The sequence below is a fragment of the Geodermatophilus sp. TF02-6 genome (assembly GCF_003319115.1).
Classification (GTDB): Bacteria; Actinomycetota; Actinomycetes; order Mycobacteriales; family Geodermatophilaceae; genus Geodermatophilus.
Genome location: NZ_QOHF01000008.1, coordinates 121,497 through 136,390, shown reverse-complemented (window position 1 = coordinate 136,390; position 14,894 = coordinate 121,497). Strand labels below are relative to the sequence as shown.

17 protein-coding genes are annotated in these 14,894 nt (G+C 71.9%); 11 read left to right on the top strand and 6 right to left on the bottom strand.

Features of this window, described 5'->3' with window-relative positions; all coding sequences use genetic code 11:
- Window positions 1-150 precede the first annotated feature (150 nt).
- The 4 genes from DQ238_RS09635 to DQ238_RS09620 form a co-directional block, all read right to left on the bottom strand.
- The gene (locus DQ238_RS09635; protein ID WP_113781065.1) at window positions 151-1,377 is read right to left on the bottom strand and encodes a hypothetical protein; all 1,227 of its coding nucleotides are present in this window, start codon (window positions 1,375-1,377) and stop codon (window positions 151-153) included.
- On the bottom strand, window positions 1,374-1,748 hold the full coding sequence (locus DQ238_RS09630) for a hypothetical protein (RefSeq protein ID WP_147263039.1): 375 nt from the start codon (window positions 1,746-1,748) through the stop codon (window positions 1,374-1,376). Before DQ238_RS09630 ends, DQ238_RS09635 begins: the two co-directional genes overlap by 4 nt.
- 128 nt (window positions 1,749-1,876) lie before the next feature.
- Window positions 1,877-2,248 carry a hypothetical protein gene (locus DQ238_RS09625; RefSeq protein WP_113781063.1) on the bottom strand — a complete coding sequence of 124 codons (372 nt, stop codon included), beginning with the start codon at window positions 2,246-2,248 and terminating at the stop codon, window positions 1,877-1,879.
- 531 nt (window positions 2,249-2,779) lie between these two features.
- Window positions 2,780-3,676: a helix-turn-helix transcriptional regulator gene (locus DQ238_RS09620; protein WP_199506230.1), complete on the bottom strand. Its 897-nt coding sequence runs from the start codon at window positions 3,674-3,676 to the stop codon at window positions 2,780-2,782.
- A 100-nt stretch (window positions 3,677-3,776) separates the two neighbouring features.
- Between DQ238_RS09620 and DQ238_RS09615 the strand changes: the two genes are divergently transcribed.
- The 11 genes from DQ238_RS09615 to DQ238_RS22755 all read left to right on the top strand — a co-directional run bounded on the left by DQ238_RS09615 (window position 3,777) and on the right by DQ238_RS22755 (window position 13,935).
- On the top strand, window positions 3,777-5,207 hold the full coding sequence (locus DQ238_RS09615) for an MFS transporter (RefSeq protein WP_199506229.1): 1,431 nt from the start codon (window positions 3,777-3,779) through the stop codon (window positions 5,205-5,207).
- A 201-nt stretch (window positions 5,208-5,408) separates the two neighbouring features.
- A complete protein-coding gene (locus tag DQ238_RS09610) occupies window positions 5,409-6,452 on the top strand; it encodes an NAD(P)-dependent alcohol dehydrogenase (protein WP_113781061.1) in 1,044 nt (347 codons plus the stop codon).
- A gap of 276 nt (window positions 6,453-6,728) precedes the next feature.
- Window positions 6,729-7,613, top strand: a complete 885-nt coding sequence (locus DQ238_RS09605) for an aldo/keto reductase (protein WP_113781060.1) — start codon at window positions 6,729-6,731, stop codon at window positions 7,611-7,613.
- A gap of 2 nt (window positions 7,614-7,615) precedes the next feature.
- Window positions 7,616-8,011 carry a nuclear transport factor 2 family protein gene (locus DQ238_RS09600; protein ID WP_113781059.1) on the top strand — a complete coding sequence of 132 codons (396 nt, stop codon included), beginning with the start codon at window positions 7,616-7,618 and terminating at the stop codon, window positions 8,009-8,011.
- A gap of 42 nt (window positions 8,012-8,053) precedes the next feature.
- The gene (locus tag DQ238_RS09595) at window positions 8,054-9,721 is read left to right on the top strand and encodes a Na+/H+ antiporter (protein ID WP_113781058.1); all 1,668 of its coding nucleotides are present in this window, start codon (window positions 8,054-8,056) and stop codon (window positions 9,719-9,721) included.
- Between the two features lie 57 nt (window positions 9,722-9,778).
- Window positions 9,779-10,546 carry an SDR family oxidoreductase gene (locus DQ238_RS09590; RefSeq protein WP_113781057.1) on the top strand — a complete coding sequence of 256 codons (768 nt, stop codon included), beginning with the start codon at window positions 9,779-9,781 and terminating at the stop codon, window positions 10,544-10,546.
- 104 nt (window positions 10,547-10,650) lie between these two features.
- Window positions 10,651-11,670, top strand: coding sequence for an alcohol dehydrogenase catalytic domain-containing protein (locus DQ238_RS09585; protein WP_113781056.1), 1,020 nt, complete (start codon window positions 10,651-10,653; stop codon window positions 11,668-11,670).
- 154 nt (window positions 11,671-11,824) lie between these two features.
- Window positions 11,825-12,841, top strand: a complete 1,017-nt coding sequence (locus DQ238_RS09580) for an aldo/keto reductase (RefSeq protein WP_113781055.1) — start codon at window positions 11,825-11,827, stop codon at window positions 12,839-12,841.
- Window positions 12,842-13,069: 228 nt separating this feature from the next.
- The gene (locus DQ238_RS24365) at window positions 13,070-13,414 is read left to right on the top strand and encodes a response regulator (protein WP_370447508.1); all 345 of its coding nucleotides are present in this window, start codon (window positions 13,070-13,072) and stop codon (window positions 13,412-13,414) included.
- Between the two features lie 80 nt (window positions 13,415-13,494).
- Window positions 13,495-13,749 (top strand): winged helix-turn-helix domain-containing protein, encoded by a 255-nt coding sequence (locus DQ238_RS24360; protein WP_370447507.1) that lies wholly within the window; start codon window positions 13,495-13,497, stop codon window positions 13,747-13,749.
- Window positions 13,750-13,779: 30 nt separating this feature from the next.
- On the top strand, window positions 13,780-13,935 hold the full coding sequence (locus DQ238_RS22755; protein ID WP_158550748.1) for a hypothetical protein: 156 nt from the start codon (window positions 13,780-13,782) through the stop codon (window positions 13,933-13,935).
- 208 nt (window positions 13,936-14,143) lie between these two features.
- On the opposite strand, the gene DQ238_RS09570 is transcribed toward DQ238_RS22755, so the two are convergent.
- Both DQ238_RS09570 and DQ238_RS09565 read right to left on the bottom strand, forming a co-directional pair.
- Window positions 14,144-14,422: a type II toxin-antitoxin system RelE/ParE family toxin gene (locus DQ238_RS09570; protein WP_113781054.1), complete on the bottom strand. Its 279-nt coding sequence runs from the start codon at window positions 14,420-14,422 to the stop codon at window positions 14,144-14,146.
- A complete protein-coding gene (locus tag DQ238_RS09565; protein ID WP_113781111.1) occupies window positions 14,419-14,694 on the bottom strand; it encodes a type II toxin-antitoxin system Phd/YefM family antitoxin in 276 nt (91 codons plus the stop codon). Before DQ238_RS09565 ends, DQ238_RS09570 begins: the two co-directional genes overlap by 4 nt.
- Window positions 14,695-14,894: the final 200 nt, after the last annotated feature.

Below are 14,894 nucleotides of genomic sequence, written 5' to 3'. Positions count from 1 at the left end.
CCAGGCCCGCATGCACATGAACGTGGGGGGAGGAGCTGTCGCTCCTCCCCCCACGTGGCGTCTAGGCCTTGGCCTGCAGCGCGCGGGCGGCTTCCTGCAACTGCGCCGCCAGCGCCGCCCGCAGGCTGTCCGCAGTGCTGCGGATCCCGGTCAGCGCGCGCTCGGCGGCACCGGTGTGCTTCGTGACCTCGTCGAATCGGGACAGAAGCTGGACCCCATGACCGATCGCGGTCTGGGCCCGACCCAGGTCAACGGCAGGATCACCGTCGCTCTGTGCCGTCGCCAGGAGGGTGAGCTCCCGGACGACGGCGAGCACCAGCCGGAGCAGCTCGGGGTCGTCGGCGGAGACGACCCAGGCGTTGGGGTCGACCCGGTGAATCGGCCCGGCCCCGGCACCTGGTCCGGCGTCGGGACGACCGCGAGGGCGGCCCGTGCGCGGCGAACCCGCATGGCCTCGGCCAGCTCCTCGCGGTGCTGCCGCGCCGTGAGCGCCCTCGCCCGCCGCTTCGCCTCGATGGCGATCGTCGGCTGGTTGCTGCCGGACGAGAGCACGCGGACCACGACGTCCCCGGTCTTCCTCGTGGTGCCGGCTCCCGGGTGAGCACCGACGTGCTCGACGCAGTCGCCGGTGGCCTTCGCCCACTCGTCGACGATGTCGGCGACGGCGTCCTCGAAGTCCTTCCCCGCAGCACTGGACTTGCTGCGCGCCGCGGCCTGGGCCTGATCGGCCTGTACCAGCGCGCGCACTGCGGCGAGTCCTTCGACCAGCTCCCGTCGGGTGTTCTCGACGGTCGCGGTGAGATCCCGGCGCAACGCCGCGATCGGCGAGCTGGGGTTCTCGGTGCTGACGACGCTGCGCACCTCGGCGGTGTGCGAGCGCACGACCCGTTCGAGCTGGGCCAGCGCCTCAGCCTGCGCCGTGGCGACGGACTGTCGGACGGCCTCGCGGACGTTCCCGGCGCCGCCGGCGAGTACGGCGGTCAGGCCCTGCTCGATCCGGGTGGGGAGCGCGGCCAGCACGTCCGTTGCGGCCTGCCGGGTGGCGGCTTCGGTGGCGTCGACCCGGGCGAGCAGGCCATCGAGCTGCGCGACGGTGGCCGTCGCGCGTGCCTGCACCGCCTCGTCGAAGCCCGCGAGGGCGCGCTCCATCACCGCGGTGGTGTCGCCGGTGCTGCGCTGCAGCCGGCCGGCGATCATCCCGATGACGACGGCGGTGGCGACGTCGTCGGCCAGCGCCGCGGGCCCGTGCTTGGCGAGCACATGGCGGGCGAGCGTGACCGTCTCCGGATGCGCGACCCGCAGGTGCTGGATCTCGAGCACGTCGCCGTTGACCGTGACGCCCCCGGAGCGGGACCGCTGAACGGGGACGGCGGTCATCGCGCCTCCTCCGTCAGCCGGACCGGCTGCCCGATCGAGATGGGCAGGCCGTCCGAGATCCGCCGGCAGACCACACAGTCCGACGACGGTGTGACGGCGTCACCGGAGTGCTCCGCCTCGACCAGGGCGACGTGCAGATCTCCCTGCAGCGCCTGCCAGGCCGCCGGGTGCCGAACCTCCAGAGCGTGCTCGATGCCGGCCAGTGCGTCGGCGAGCTCCAGCTCATCGGCGCCGCCGTGCGCCTGCGCGGCGATGTACCGGGCGCCGAGGGCTCGCCACACGGCGAGCAGTCGGCGCAGGTCGCGGTCGCGATGGGCGGCGTCTCCGGGGAGCCGCCGCGCCGGGACCGCGCGGATGGATTGGTATGACACGGGACCCTCCATGGGTCGCCGCGGCGCGGAGGACGACCCCCCGCTGTCCCGCGGGGGTGGCGCACGTCCACCGCGGCGTCACCGTGGGGGCGTGGTGGCCGGGCGCAAGCGCTGAGCAACATCGGAGTTCAGCCCTGCTGATGCCGCACCCACAGAAGGGCCACCACGCCGCCGATCCAGAACTGGTCACCAAGAGCCAGCAGCTGCTGCCACCCCGACTCGTCGATGTCCGTGGGGCCACCGGCATCCTGGATGGTGGCCAACGCATCGACCGCTTGAGACGTCAGCAGCCATGACGGCCGACTGCAGCTGACCTCGAACCGTGCGCATGCACACGCAGTCCCGGGGACGGTGAGCGAGCAGGCGTAGCAGGTACAGCACACGCCCAGCTCAGGGACGAACATCGGCTCGGCAGCGGGAAGACGGTCGACCACCGCGACGAGGCAGATCTCGTCGCACACCATGACCACCGCGCCGCCGGTTGCTGGCAGGAACAGCACAGGAGCCTCCAGGGCTCGGCCGGCTACCCGCCGGCGGGGGGCGGCACCGTGGGCAGCGCCGCGGACGGACACGTGCCGGCGGCCGGTGCCCGTGCATTCGTCGCCAGCATCGAGGCCCGACGTCGACGTCCGCGTCAGTCGCGGTCAGGCCAGCGGGGTCCTCGCTACTGCGAGCGCAGCGCCGAGGACCGGTCGGTCGGTTGCTCGCCGTGGGAACCCGACGGCCCCGGGTCCTCCCGGCTGCGATGGCAGCATCGGGGACCGCGGGCAGGGCACTCGCTGGTGCCTCACCGTCTGCGCCTTGGTCCTCGTTGCTCCGATGGCAGCGGCGAGGACGGCGGGTGACTTCTCCTGCGTGGAGTCCTGGTCCTCCTGGCTGCGGTAGTAGCGCGGAGGACCGGACGAGGTCGTTGCGCGTGGGGTCATGGTCGGATACCGGACCCCGCTGCTTCTGTGGCAGCGGCGAGGACCAGGCGGAACCGGGGGGGTGCTGGCCGTTGAGAAGACGGCCGTCCGTCCTCGCTGTGCCGCTCAGGCGGTGGGTGCCGCGGCGGCCTCGGTGGGCAGGTGTTCCTGCGAGGCAGCCCAGGAGGCGAGCAGCTTGAGGCCATCGGCACTCGGCGTGCCGGTGGCGGCGGTGTACACGTTCATCGTCAGCCCGGGTGCTGAGGGCAACTCCATCGACTCGAAGTCCAGGTCGAGCTGGCCGACGACGGGGTGGCGTAGCCGCTTCTGGCCGCTGCGGTGGAACTTGACGTCGTGCTGGGCCCACCGTCGGCGGAACAGCTCCGAGCGGGTGGACAGCTCGCCCACCAACTCGATGAGCGCCTTGTCCCCAGGGTTCTTGCCCGCTTCCAGCCGGAGCATGGCGGCGGCGTCGTTGGCGATCCGGTCGTAGTCGACGAAGAACTCCCGCGCCGCTTCCGAGTTGAGGTAGACGAAGCGGGTGGTGTTTGCCGGACGACGAGGGGCGGCCAGGACGGGGGAGTACAGGGCCCGCGCCAGCTGGTTCATCGCCACGATGTCGTGCCGGCCGTTGCGCACCCAGGCCGGGGCATCGGCCATCGCGTCCAGGACCTGTTGGACGGCCGGGCGGACCGCGGTCGGCGTGGCCCGCTTGCGCTGGGCGCTGTGTGCACCGCTCTCCCGGGCGAGGGCGAACAGGTGGTCACGCTCGGCCTCGTCTAGCCGCAGGGCCTCGGCCAGGGCGTTGAGCACGCTCTCCGAGGCGCCGGCGAGGCCGCCCCGCTCCATACGCACGTAGTAGTCGACCGACACGCCGGCGAGCATCGCCACTTCTTCGCGGCGCAGGCCCTTGACCCGGCGGTTGCCGCCGTAGGCCGGCAGGCCGGCCTGCTCGGGGGTGATCCGGGCGCGCCGGGTGCTCAGGAAATCGCGGATCTCCGCGTTCAGCTCGGCCTTGCTCACGACTCCACGGTAGGCAGCCGTCGGGGAAGCTGGGAGGCACTGCCAGTACCCGGAACGACCGTCACTCCCGCGCCCGCGCCAGACGCCGTGCACTGGGTGCGTGCCCCGCAACAGCAGGCCAGCGGCGATCCTGGCCATCATCCTGATCAGCTACTTCATGATCCTGCTGGACAACTCGGTCATCTTCACCGGGCTGCCCAGCATCCGTGCCGGCCTGGACCTGAGCCCGACCGGCCTGTCCTGGGTCCAGGACGCCTACGTGCTGGTGTTCGGGGGCCTGTTGCTGCTGGGTGCCCGGGCTGGGGACCTCATCGGCCGGCGGCGGCTGTTCGTCATCGGGTTGGCCGTCTTCGGCACCGCGTCGCTGCTGATCGGGCTGGCACCGACCGGCTGGTGGATGATCGCCGCCCGCGCGCTGCAGGGCGTCGGCGCCGCGATCGTCGCCCCGACGTCGCTGGCGCTGATCACCGCCTACTTCGAGGGCGAGGCGCGCACCCGCGCGGTCGCCTGGTATGCCGCCACCGCCGGCATCGGGGCCAGCCTGGGGCTGCTGGTCGGCGGCGCCCTCACCGACCTGATCTCCTGGCGGGCCGCATTCCTGGTCAACGTCCCGATCGCGGCCGCCATGATCGTCGGCGCCCGGGCGGTGCTGACTGAGACGCCGCGGCAGCGCGGACGCTTCGACCTCGTCGGCGCCCTGTGCGCGACGCTGGGCATGGGTGCGCTGGTGTTCGGGATCATCGAGTCCGGCGAGGCCGGCTGGGGCTCGGCCCGGGTGGTCGCCGCCCTCGTCGTCGGTGTCCTGCTGCTGGCCGCCCTCGTCCTCACCGAGTCCCGGGCCGCGCAGCCGGTGATGCCGCTGCGGCTGTTCGCCAGCCGCGAGCGCAGCGGCGCCTACGCCGCCCGCGCGCTGTACATGGGCGCGATGATCGGCTTCTTCTTCTTCACCACCCAGCTCATGCAGGACGCGCTCGGCTTCACACCGCTGCAGGCCGGTCTGGGCTTCCTGCCGATGTCGCTGGTCAACTTCGCCGTCGCGCTGGCCATCCCGCGGCTGCGCACCCGGATGCCCGACGCGCTCCTACTCGCCGCCGGCGTGCTGCTCACGCTGATCGGCATGGTCTGGCTGAGCCGGGCCGGCCTCGGGGGCGGCTACCTGATCTCGGTCGCGCTGCCGATGGTGGTGGTCGGGGTGGGGCAGGGCCTGGCCTTCGCGCCGCTGACCACCGCCGGGATCGCCGGTGTCGCGCCGCAGGACGCGGGTGCCGCCTCGGGCCTGCTCAACACCGCCCACCAGCTCGGGATGGCGCTCGGGCTGGCGGTGCTGTCCGCGGTGGCCGCCGGCGCGGGTGCCGGCCTCACCGGGCCGGCGGCCGTGGCCGAGCACGTCGGCGCCGCGCTGACCGCCAGCAGTGTGCTGCTGGCCGTGGCGCTGCTCGTGGTCCTCGTCGTCCTGGTGCCGACCGCCCGTAGCCACCGCCAGCAGCGCTCGACCGCCGCTGAGCAGCCGGCCGTCCGCGCGACCGCCTGATGGCGCGCCCGCCTCAGCACCACTGACTGCAGCGGTGATAGTCCTCGCCGCCGTCTACGTCGGCGACATCTGGTCGGCCGCTCCACGGCCGGGCTCATGACGGCACTGACCCTGTCGCACTCCGGCCCGGACGCCACCGCCCCGGAACGCCAGTGCCCCAACCCCGCAACGAGCGCCAGCTCCTCTCACCGAAGGAAGATCATGCCCACCACCGTCCGCGCCTACGGAGTCCTCGAGACCAACGGCACCATCCAGCCGGTCACCATCGAGCGTCGGGATGTCGGCGCCCATGACGTGCAGATCGCCATCAGGTACTGCGGCATCTGCCACTCCGACATGAACTTCGTCGCCAACCCGCTGCCCGGCTCGCCGCTCGTGCTCGGTCACGAGATCGTCGGCGAGGTCACCGCCATCGGCGACCAGGTCACCAAGCACGCCGTCGGCGACCGCGTCGGCATCGGCTGCATGGTCAACTCCTGCCGAGAATGCGCGAACTGCCTCCGCGGCGAGGAGCAGTACTGCCTCACGGGCCACACCCTCGTCTTCAGCAGCCCAGACCGAGACGGCACCATGACGCAGGGCGGCTACTCCGAGCAGATCGTCGCCAACGAGGACTTCGTCGTGAGGGTGCCCACCTCTCTCGATCCAGCCGCAGCGGCTCCGCTGCTGTGCGCCGGCGCCACCGTCTACGCACCCCTGAAGGACTGGAACGTCGGTGAGGGCAGCAAGGTCGCCGTCGTCGGTCTCGGCGGCCTCGGGCACCTCGCGGTCAAGTTCGCCAAGGCCAAGGGCGCCGAGGTGACCGTGCTCTCGCGCAGCGACCGAAAGCGCGCCGACGCCCTCGCGCTCGGCGCGGATGCGTACTACGCGACCGCCGAGAGCGGCACGTTCGCGACCCTCGCAAACACGTTCGACCTCATCATCAACACCGTGAGCGGCAGCATCGACGTCGACGCGCATCTGTCGCTCCTCGCGCTCGGCGGTGCGCTGGTCAACGCCGGCATCGACCCCAACCCGGTGACCTTCAACGCCTACAACGTCATCCGGAACCGGCGCAGCTACACCGGCACCCACTTCGGCAGCATCCGCGAGACCCAGGAGATGCTCGACTTCGCCGCCGAGCACAGCATCACCGCCGAGATCGAGATGATCGCCGGGAACCAGATCAACGAGGCCTACCAGCGGATTCTCGACGCTGACGTCCGCTACCGGTTCGTCCTCGACAACGCCACCCTGGCCGACTGAGCGTCACGACGAACTCGATCACGACGGAGCCCCGGCCGACCGACGGTCGCGGGGCTTCGGCGTTGCGGTGAGCCGCTGAGCCGGACCCACGCTCAACACCGCCCACCAGCTCGGGATGACGCTCGGGCTGGCCTTGCTGTCCGCGGTTGCCGCGGCGCAGGTGCCGACCCACCCTGCGGGCGGCCGCCTGACCGGTACGCACCGGCCGGGGGGCACTGCCAGTACCCCGAACGACAGGCACTGCCAGGCCCGCGTCAGCGGGCAGAGGCTGGAGTCATGAGCAGCACTTCGTTCACCCTGAACAACGGCGTGCAGATCCCGTCTGTCGGGTTCGGCGTCTTCCAGACCCCGCCGGACGAGACGGTCACCGCCGTGCAGACCGCGCTGGAGGTCGGCTACCGGCACATCGACACCGCCGCGGCCTACGGCAACGAGCGGCAGGTCGGTGAGGCGCTGCGCCGGTCCGACGTCGACCGGTCGGAGGTCTTCGTCGAGACCAAGATCTGGATCAGCGACTACGGCTACGACGAGACGCTGCACGCGTTCGACAAGAGCGCCGGGAAGCTGGGACTCGACCAGGTCGACCTGCTCATCCTGCACCAGCCGCTGCCGGGTGAGTTCGAGCTGACCATCGGCGCCTACAAGGCGCTGGAGAAGCTGGTGGCCGCCGGTGACGTTCGCGCGATCGGGGTCTCCAACTTCATGCCCGAGCACCTCACCCGGCTGCTGGCCGAGACGACCGTCGTTCCCGCCGTGAACCAGATCGAGGTGCACCCGTACTTCCGGCAGTCCCAGCTGCTCGACCTCGATGCCGAGCACGGGATCCTGTCCCAGGCGTGGTCGCCGATCGGCGGCATCACGTTCTACCGCGACGGCTCGCACGGCAGCACACTGCAGGACCCGACCATCGGCAAGATCGCGGCCGCGCACGGCAAGACGCCCGCCCAGGTCATGCTCCGCTGGCACATCCAGCAGGGCCGCCAGGTGATCCCCAAGTCGGTCACCCCGTCCCGGATCCGCGAGAACTTCGACGTCTTCGGCTTCGAGCTCACCGGCGAGCAGCAGGCCGCCATCGACGCCCTCGACACCGGGGTACGCGGCGGGCCGGAGCCGGCCGACATCACCCGCGCGAACTTCGGCCGCGAGATCCCCGAGGCCTGAGCGTGGACAACGGCAACACCGAGACCGCGACCGGCATCCGCGACGCCGTCCTCACCAACTACGCGGCGCAGCGCCAGGCGATGGTCGCCGGGGACGCCGACGCGCTCGGCGCGCTGCTGGCCGAGGACTTCACGCTGGTGCACATGACCGGCTACCGGCAGCCGAAGGCCGAGTGGCTCGCCGACGTCCGGTCCGGGCAGATGACCTACCACTCGGTGGAGGACGTCGACGTGTCCGTCGACGTGTCCGGGGAGGCCCCGGTGGTCACCGCGCGCACGCGCACGGCGGCCACCATCTGGGGCGCGACCGACACGTGGCCGCTCCAGCTGCGCATCTCCTTCGCCCATGACGGCTCCGCATGGGTCGCGGCCGGGACCGTCGCCTCCACCTGGCACTGACCGCCAGCGGCCGCACACCGTCGACAAGAACTGAGGCAGGCCATGAACGGCCTCGAGATCACCGTGACGCTCGGCGCCGCGGTCTTCGCCGGCACGGTGCTGGCACCCCGCCTGCGGATGGCGACCCCGCTGCTCCTGCTCCTGCTGGGGGTCGCGCTGGGGTTCGTCCCCGAACTGCGCCACATCGAGCTGCACCCGGAGATGGTGCTGCTGATCTTCCTGCCGGTGATGCTCTTCTGGGAGAGCCTGACCACGTCCCTGCGGTCGATCCGGCGTGACTTCCGCGGCATCATGATCATGAGCACGCTGCTGGTGGTCGCCACCGCCTTCGCCGTCGCCGGCATCGCGCACGCCCTCGGCATCCCGTGGGCGGCCGCACTGGTGCTCGGTGCCGCCGTCGCGCCCCCGGACGCCACCGCCGTCGCCGCGCTCGGGCGCACCCTGCCGCACCGCAACTTCATGCTGCTCAAGGCCGAGAGCCTGACCAACGACGGCACCGCACTGGTGGTCTACGCCATCGCCGTCGGGATCGCGGTCGGCGGCGACTACACCGCACTCGACGTCACCGGCCTCGTCGCCCGGTCCTACCTCGGCGGGGTCGCCGTCGGAGCTGCGGTAGCGGGCGCGGCGTACCTGCTGCTCCGGCCGCTGCGCGACGCCACGACGATCAACATCGGCCTGCTGCTCGTCCCGTTCGTCGCCTACCTGCTCGCCGAGCTGATCGGCGCCTCCGGCGTGCTCGCCGTCGTCGTCGCCGGCCTCGCCGTGGGGTACGCCTCGGCGCGGATTAGCACCGCGGCGTCCCGCCGGCAGACCGAGTCGGCCTGGCCGCTGGGCTCGCAGCTGCTCAACGGCGCGCTGTTCGTGCTCATCGGGCTCGAGGCGCAGGTCGTCATCCGGGACCTGGGCATCGCCGACGTCGGCCGGCTGCTCGGGGTCGTGGTGGCCGTCTGGGTCGGGCTGCTCGTCGTCCGGTTCGTCTTCCAGACCCTCAGCGTCGCGCTGATCCGGCTGCTGGACCGCCGGCCCTCCCAGCGGGCGCGGCGGATGAGCTACCGGGCCCGCGTGGTCAGCGCGGTCGCCGGGTTCCGCGGCGCCGTCTCGCTGGCCATCGCGCTCTCCGTGCCGCTGGCGCTGGAGAACGGGGCCCCCTTCCCGGGGCGGGACGACATCGTGTTCGTCACCACCGGGGTCATCGTCCTGACGCTGCTGGTCCAGGGCCCGCTGCTGCCGGTCGTGGTGCGGTGGGCGCGGCTGCCGGCGGATTCCGCCCTGGACGACGAACTGGAGCTGGCCGAGCGGGCGCTCACCACCACCACGGTCACCGCGATCCCCGAGTTGGCCGACGAGCACGGCATCAGCGACGAGGTCCGCGACCGGGTCGCCCGCGACTACGCCGAGCACCTGAGCATCGTCGAGGCCAACCACGCCGACCGTCGCCGCACGTCCGGACCGGAGCGGACCCACGCCACCGATGATGCGGCCGCCGGGCTCGTGCCCGTGCCCCACCCGGTGGCGCTCGCCGAGGCGTCGCCGCTGGCCCGCGACGAGGAGTACCGCCGGCTCCGCCTGGCCCTCCTGGACCGCAAGCGCGAAGTCCTGCTCCGGCTGCGCCGCGAGGGCGCCATCGACGACTCCGTGGCGCGCCGCGTGCAGACCCGGATCGACATCGAAGAACTCCGGCTCACCGGCGTCGACCCCGTCGACTGACGGCGCGCCGCCCCCCGACCCACCACCGAGCGGCTTCGGCCGCCACGAGGAGATCCCATGCCCAGCTCACCCACGTCCGTGCTCGTCGTCGGGGCCACCGGCGGCATCGGCCGCCGCGTCGTCGCCGCCGCGCAGCGGCACGGCCTCGACGTTCGCGCACTCGTCCGCGACCCGGCCGGCGCCGAGCGGCTCCTGCCCGGCGCCGACCTCGTTCCCGGCGACCTCGAGAAGCCCGACACCCTCCACGCGGCCGTCTCCGGCGTCGACGCCGTCGTGTTCACCCACGGCGGCCACGGCAGCCCCGACGCCGCCCGGCGCATCGACTACGGCGGCGTCGCCGCCGTCCTGCACGCCCTCGACGACCGGAAGCCCCGGCTCGCGCTGATGACCTCCATCGGCGTCAGCCGCCGCGGCGCCTACGGCGGCAGCACCGGCCAGCTGCTGGACTGGAAGCGGCGCTCCGAACGGCTCGTCCGCGCCAGCGGCGCCCCCTACACGATCGTCCGCCCCGGCTGGTTCGACGCCGTCAGCGCCGGCGACGACCGGCTCGTCCTCGAGCAGACCGACACCGGCAACGGCGGCATCGGCCGCGACCAGCTCGCCGAGGTCCTCGTCCGCAGCCTGCTCACCGACACCGCGGCCGGCCGGACCTTCGAGCTGTTCGCCGAGGCCGGCCCGGCACCGTCGGACTGGTCCGGCCTGTTCGGCGCCCTGACACCCGACCCCGCCGGCGCGCTGGACGCGGCCGGCGACCCCGCCACCCTGCCGCCGGTCGCCGAGGAACCGCCCGCGGTGCAGGACGACCTGGCACGCCTCGCCCACTGACCGGCCCCGGGGGGCACTGCCAGTACCCCGAACGACAGGCACTCCCACGCCACCGCGGCCCGGGGTTGCCTGGAACCAGACCCCGAACAGAAAGGCACGACCTCGTGCGAGCAACAGTCATGTACGGCGCCGGCGACGTGCGAGTGGAGCAGCTACCCGACCCGGTCGTCGAACAGCCCACCGACGCCCTGGTCCGGGTCGTCCGCACCTGCGTCTGCGGCAGCGACCTGCACCCCTACCACTCCATGCCGGCCGGCGAGCGGGGCCAGCAGATGGGGCATGAGTTCATCGGCGTGGTCGAGGAGGTCGGCTCCGAGGTGGCCACCATCCGCCGCGGCGACTTCGTCATCGCGCCCTTCGCCTACTTCGACAACACCTGCGTCTTCTGCCGCGAGGGCCTGACCACCTCCTGCAAGCACGGCGGCTTCTTCTCCACCGCGCAGGCCGAGGCCGTCCGCGTGCCGCTCGCCGACGGCACGCTGATCAAGGCCCCCGTCGGCGAAGACTCCGCGCTGCTGCCCTCGCTGCTCACGCTGTCCGACGTGCTGATCACCGGCCACCACGCCGCCGTGCGCGGCCAGGTCGGCCCCGGCTCGTCGGTGACCGTCATCGGCGACGGCGCCGTCGGCCTGCTCGCCGTGCTGGCCGCCAAGCGGCTGGGCGCCGAGCAGATCGTGCTCATGGGCCGCCACCAGGCACGCACCGACCTCGGCCGGGAGTTCGGCGCCACCGACGTCGTCGCCGCCCGCGGCGAGGAGGGCATCACCGCCGTCCGCGAGCTCACCGGCGGCCACGGCAGCTCCGCCGTCCTGGAGTGCGTCGGGCATCTGCCCGCCTACGAGCAGGCCCTCGGCGTCGTACGCGCCGGCGGCGTGATCAGCCGCGTCGGCGTGCCGCAGTACTCCGACGCGCCGGCCGGCTTCGACCTGTTCGGCCGCAACATCACCCTCACCGGCGGCCCCGGCGCGCAGCGGTCCTACGTCGAGGGGTTGCTGCCCGACGTGCTCGAGGGGCGCATCGAGCCCGGCCGGGTGTTCGACCGCACCGTCGGCCTGGACGACGTCCCCGCCGGCTACAAGGCGATGGACTCCCGCGAGGCGCTCAAGGTCGTGGTCCGTCCCTGACCTCTCGACGGCTGCCCGCCGGGACAACTTCCGGCGGGCAGCCGTCGACCGGGGCCGCTCGCCCACTCGCCGGGCACCCGACCCCGTCCCGATCGGCATCGACCACCGGGTGGCGATGGCCGCCGCCGGTTCTCATTAGAAGAAGGAGCCACGCATGCAGTTCCGCCCGCTCGGCCGCACCGGCGTGCAGGTCAGCCCGCTGTGTTTGGGGGCGATGATGTTCGGCCCCTGGGGCAACGACGACCGCGCCGACTCCATCCGCATCATCCACCGGGCGCTGGACGCCGGCATCAACTTCGTCGACACCGCCGACGTGTACTCCGCCGGCGTCTCCGAGGAGATCGTCGGCGAGGCCCTGCAGGGCCGGCGCGACGACGTCGTCCTGGCCACCAAGTTCTTCATGCCGATGGGCGAGGACCCCAACTCCCGCGGCGGCTCACGCCGCTGGATCATCCGCGAGGTCGAGAACTCCCTGCGGCGGCTGGGCACCGACTACATCGATCTGTACCAAGTGCACCGGCCCAGCCCGAGCACCGACGTGGAGGAGACCCTCGGCGCGCTGACCGACCTGGTCCGGGCCGGCAAGGTCCGCTACATCGGCTCGTCGTCGTACTCCGGCTCGCAGATCGTCGAGGCGCAGTGGGCCTCCCGCGAGCGGCACCTGGAGCGGTTCGTCACCGAGCAGCCGCCGTACTCGATCCTCGTGCGCGGCATCGAAGAGGACGTGCTGCCCACCACCCAGCGGCACGGCATGGGCACCCTCACCTACAGCCCGCTGGCCGGCGGCTGGCTGTCCGGCCGGTGGCGCAAGGACGCCGCCGGAACCCCCACCTCGGCCGCCCGGCCCAGCGCCCGGTTCGACATGAGCAGCGCCGCCAACCAGCGCAAGCTCGACATCGTCGAAGACCTCGCCCAGCTCGCCGAGCAGACCGGCATCAGCCTCATCGAGATGGCGATCGCGTTCGTCCTCAACCACCCCGGCGTCACCTCGGCGATCGTCGGGCCGCGGACGATGGAGCAGCTGGAGTCCTACCTCCCCGCCGCGGGCATCACCCTGTCGACTGAGGTGCTCGACCGCATTGACAAGCTCGTCGCCCCCGGGGTGACCGTCAACCCGGACGACAACAGCTACGGCGACCACACGCTCACGCCGGCGGCACGGCGCCGCTGAGGTCCCATCGACCGCGGTGGGCGACCTGCCGGGTTCGGGTGACCGCGTCGCGTGGCCGCGCCGGACTACCCTACGTCAGGACGGAGTGGCCCCAGCACGTCGTCCGTCGGCGCCGACGGGCGGCATGCCGGGGGTCTTGCAACCCGTACGGCCGGCACCAGGGCAAACCGGGGGACGTGTAGGCACGTCTACGTGGTGGAGCTCGTCTGGTGCGACTACGGTAGTGCTGTGCGGGTGCTCGTCGTGGCCGACGAGTTCTCTATCACCGACCTGTTGTCGATGGCCCTGCGCTACGAAGGCTGGGACGTGCGCACGGCCGCCGACGGCGCCGAGGCCGTCCGCGTGGCCCGCGACTTCCGGCCCGACGCGGTCATCCTCGACGTGATGCTGCCCGACGTGGACGGCTTCGAGGTGCTGCGGCGGCTCCGCGCGGACTCCCAGCTGCTGCCGGTCGTGTTCCTCACCGCCCGGGACGCGGTGTCCGACCGGATCACCGGGCTCACAGCCGGCGGCGACGACTACGTGACCAAGCCGTTCGGGATCGAGGAGCTCGTCGCGCGGCTGTGTGCCTAGCTGCGCCGCACCGGGCAGACCATGGCCGACGACGGCCCGCTGATCGTCGGGACCTGACGCTGGACGAGAACAGCCACGAGGTGACCTGCGGTGGCACGGAGATCCGGCTGACCGCGACCGAGTTCGAGCTGCTGCGCTACCTCATGCGCAACCCGCGCCGGGTGCTGTCCAAGGCGCAGATCCTCGACCGCATGTGGCAGCACGACTTCGGCGGCCAGGGCAACATCGTGGAGCTCTACATCTCCTACCTGCGCCGCAAGATCGACAAGGATCGTGCGCCCATGATCCACACCCTCCGCGGCGCCGGCTACGTCTTGAAGCCCGCTGCACCCTGACGTCCGACTGAAGGACGTGTCACCCGACTGGTGAGGGCTGAACATCCAGCGGTAACCCGCAACGCCGTATTCGACGGCGGCGTCGTCAACGCGTCCACCACCACCGCGGACGGCCTGAGCCCAACCCTCGTGTACACGGTCGAGGGCGAACAACTCGTCATCCTGCAGGCGCGATACCACTACTGAGCCGATCGACCGGGTGACAGGGACCCGCCCGAGTGCGTGGACGCCTTACGGCAGTTCGCAAGGCAGTTGGGGTCAGCGGCGATCAGTCATGGCTGGACCGCTACTTGGCAACTCACCTGCACATTTACACCGGTTCAGCACCCGCAAGGACGGCCCAAGCCACGCTGGGAACAAGGGGTTGCTTCTCTCGGGTCGCCTGTCTCCAAAGTCAGGTTCGGTAGACGTCGGCGCGGTGGGAGATGCGGACGACGCGGACGAGGACCTGGTCATCGTGGATGGAGTAGATGACCCGGTACTGGCCGCGTCTGGCTGACCAGAGGCCCTCGAGTTCGAGGCGCAGCGGCTTGCCCACGCGGTGGGGGTCGCGGGCGAGTGGTCCGAAGCAGAAGTCGACGACGGCCGCTGCGACCGCTTCGGGCAGGTCTCGTTCGATCGCGCGCTTGGCTGCCGTGGAGAGGACGACCGTGTAGGGCTGAGGTGATGTCACGCGCGGCGGGCGGCGAGGGCGGCGCGGACGTCGTCCTCGCCGAACGCCTCGCCGTCGTCCATGCGTGCTCGGGCGTCGCGGATCTCGGCGACGGCGGTAGGGTCGGAGAGGATCTCGAGGGTCTCCATGAGCGACTCGTAGTCCTCGACGGCGAGGATGACGGCCACGGGACTGCCGTTCTTGGTGACGACGACGCGCTCGTGCGTGCCGGCGACCTCGTCGATGACCTGGCTGAAGTGCGCCTTGACAGCGGCGAGGGACTGCGTTGTCATGACCATCATTCTGGTCACGTTGTTGGTCCCGGTCAATGCGCTGCCGTTGTCCTGTCGGCGCAGGCGGGCGCGAGGCAGGCGAAGATCGGGGGGAGTGGCGACCTCTTGTCCTCGCCACGTTCCGTGACGGCGGCTTCCCGCTGTCCGCCGCGGCGTCCGGGCAGGTGGTGGCCGGACTCTTGACCACCGTTTTGACCACC

Excerpts from the sequence above, each read along its gene's own strand:
- DQ238_RS09605 (WP_113781060.1), top strand. The coding sequence starts at position 6,729 with ATGAGCAGCACTTCGTTCACCCTGAACAACGGCGTGCAGATCCCGTCT.
- DQ238_RS09595 (WP_113781058.1), top strand. The coding sequence starts at position 8,054 with ATGAACGGCCTCGAGATCACCGTGACGCTCGGCGCCGCGGTCTTCGCC.
- DQ238_RS09610 (WP_113781061.1), top strand. The coding sequence starts at position 5,409 with ATGCCCACCACCGTCCGCGCCTACGGAGTCCTCGAGACCAACGGCACC.
- DQ238_RS09565 (WP_113781111.1), bottom strand. The coding sequence starts at position 14,694 with ATGACAACGCAGTCCCTCGCCGCTGTCAAGGCGCACTTCAGCCAGGTC.
- DQ238_RS09590 (WP_113781057.1), top strand. The coding sequence starts at position 9,779 with ATGCCCAGCTCACCCACGTCCGTGCTCGTCGTCGGGGCCACCGGCGGC.
- DQ238_RS09580 (WP_113781055.1), top strand. The coding sequence starts at position 11,825 with ATGCAGTTCCGCCCGCTCGGCCGCACCGGCGTGCAGGTCAGCCCGCTG.
- DQ238_RS09635 (WP_113781065.1), bottom strand. The coding sequence starts at position 1,377 with ATGACCGCCGTCCCCGTTCAGCGGTCCCGCTCCGGGGGCGTCACGGTC.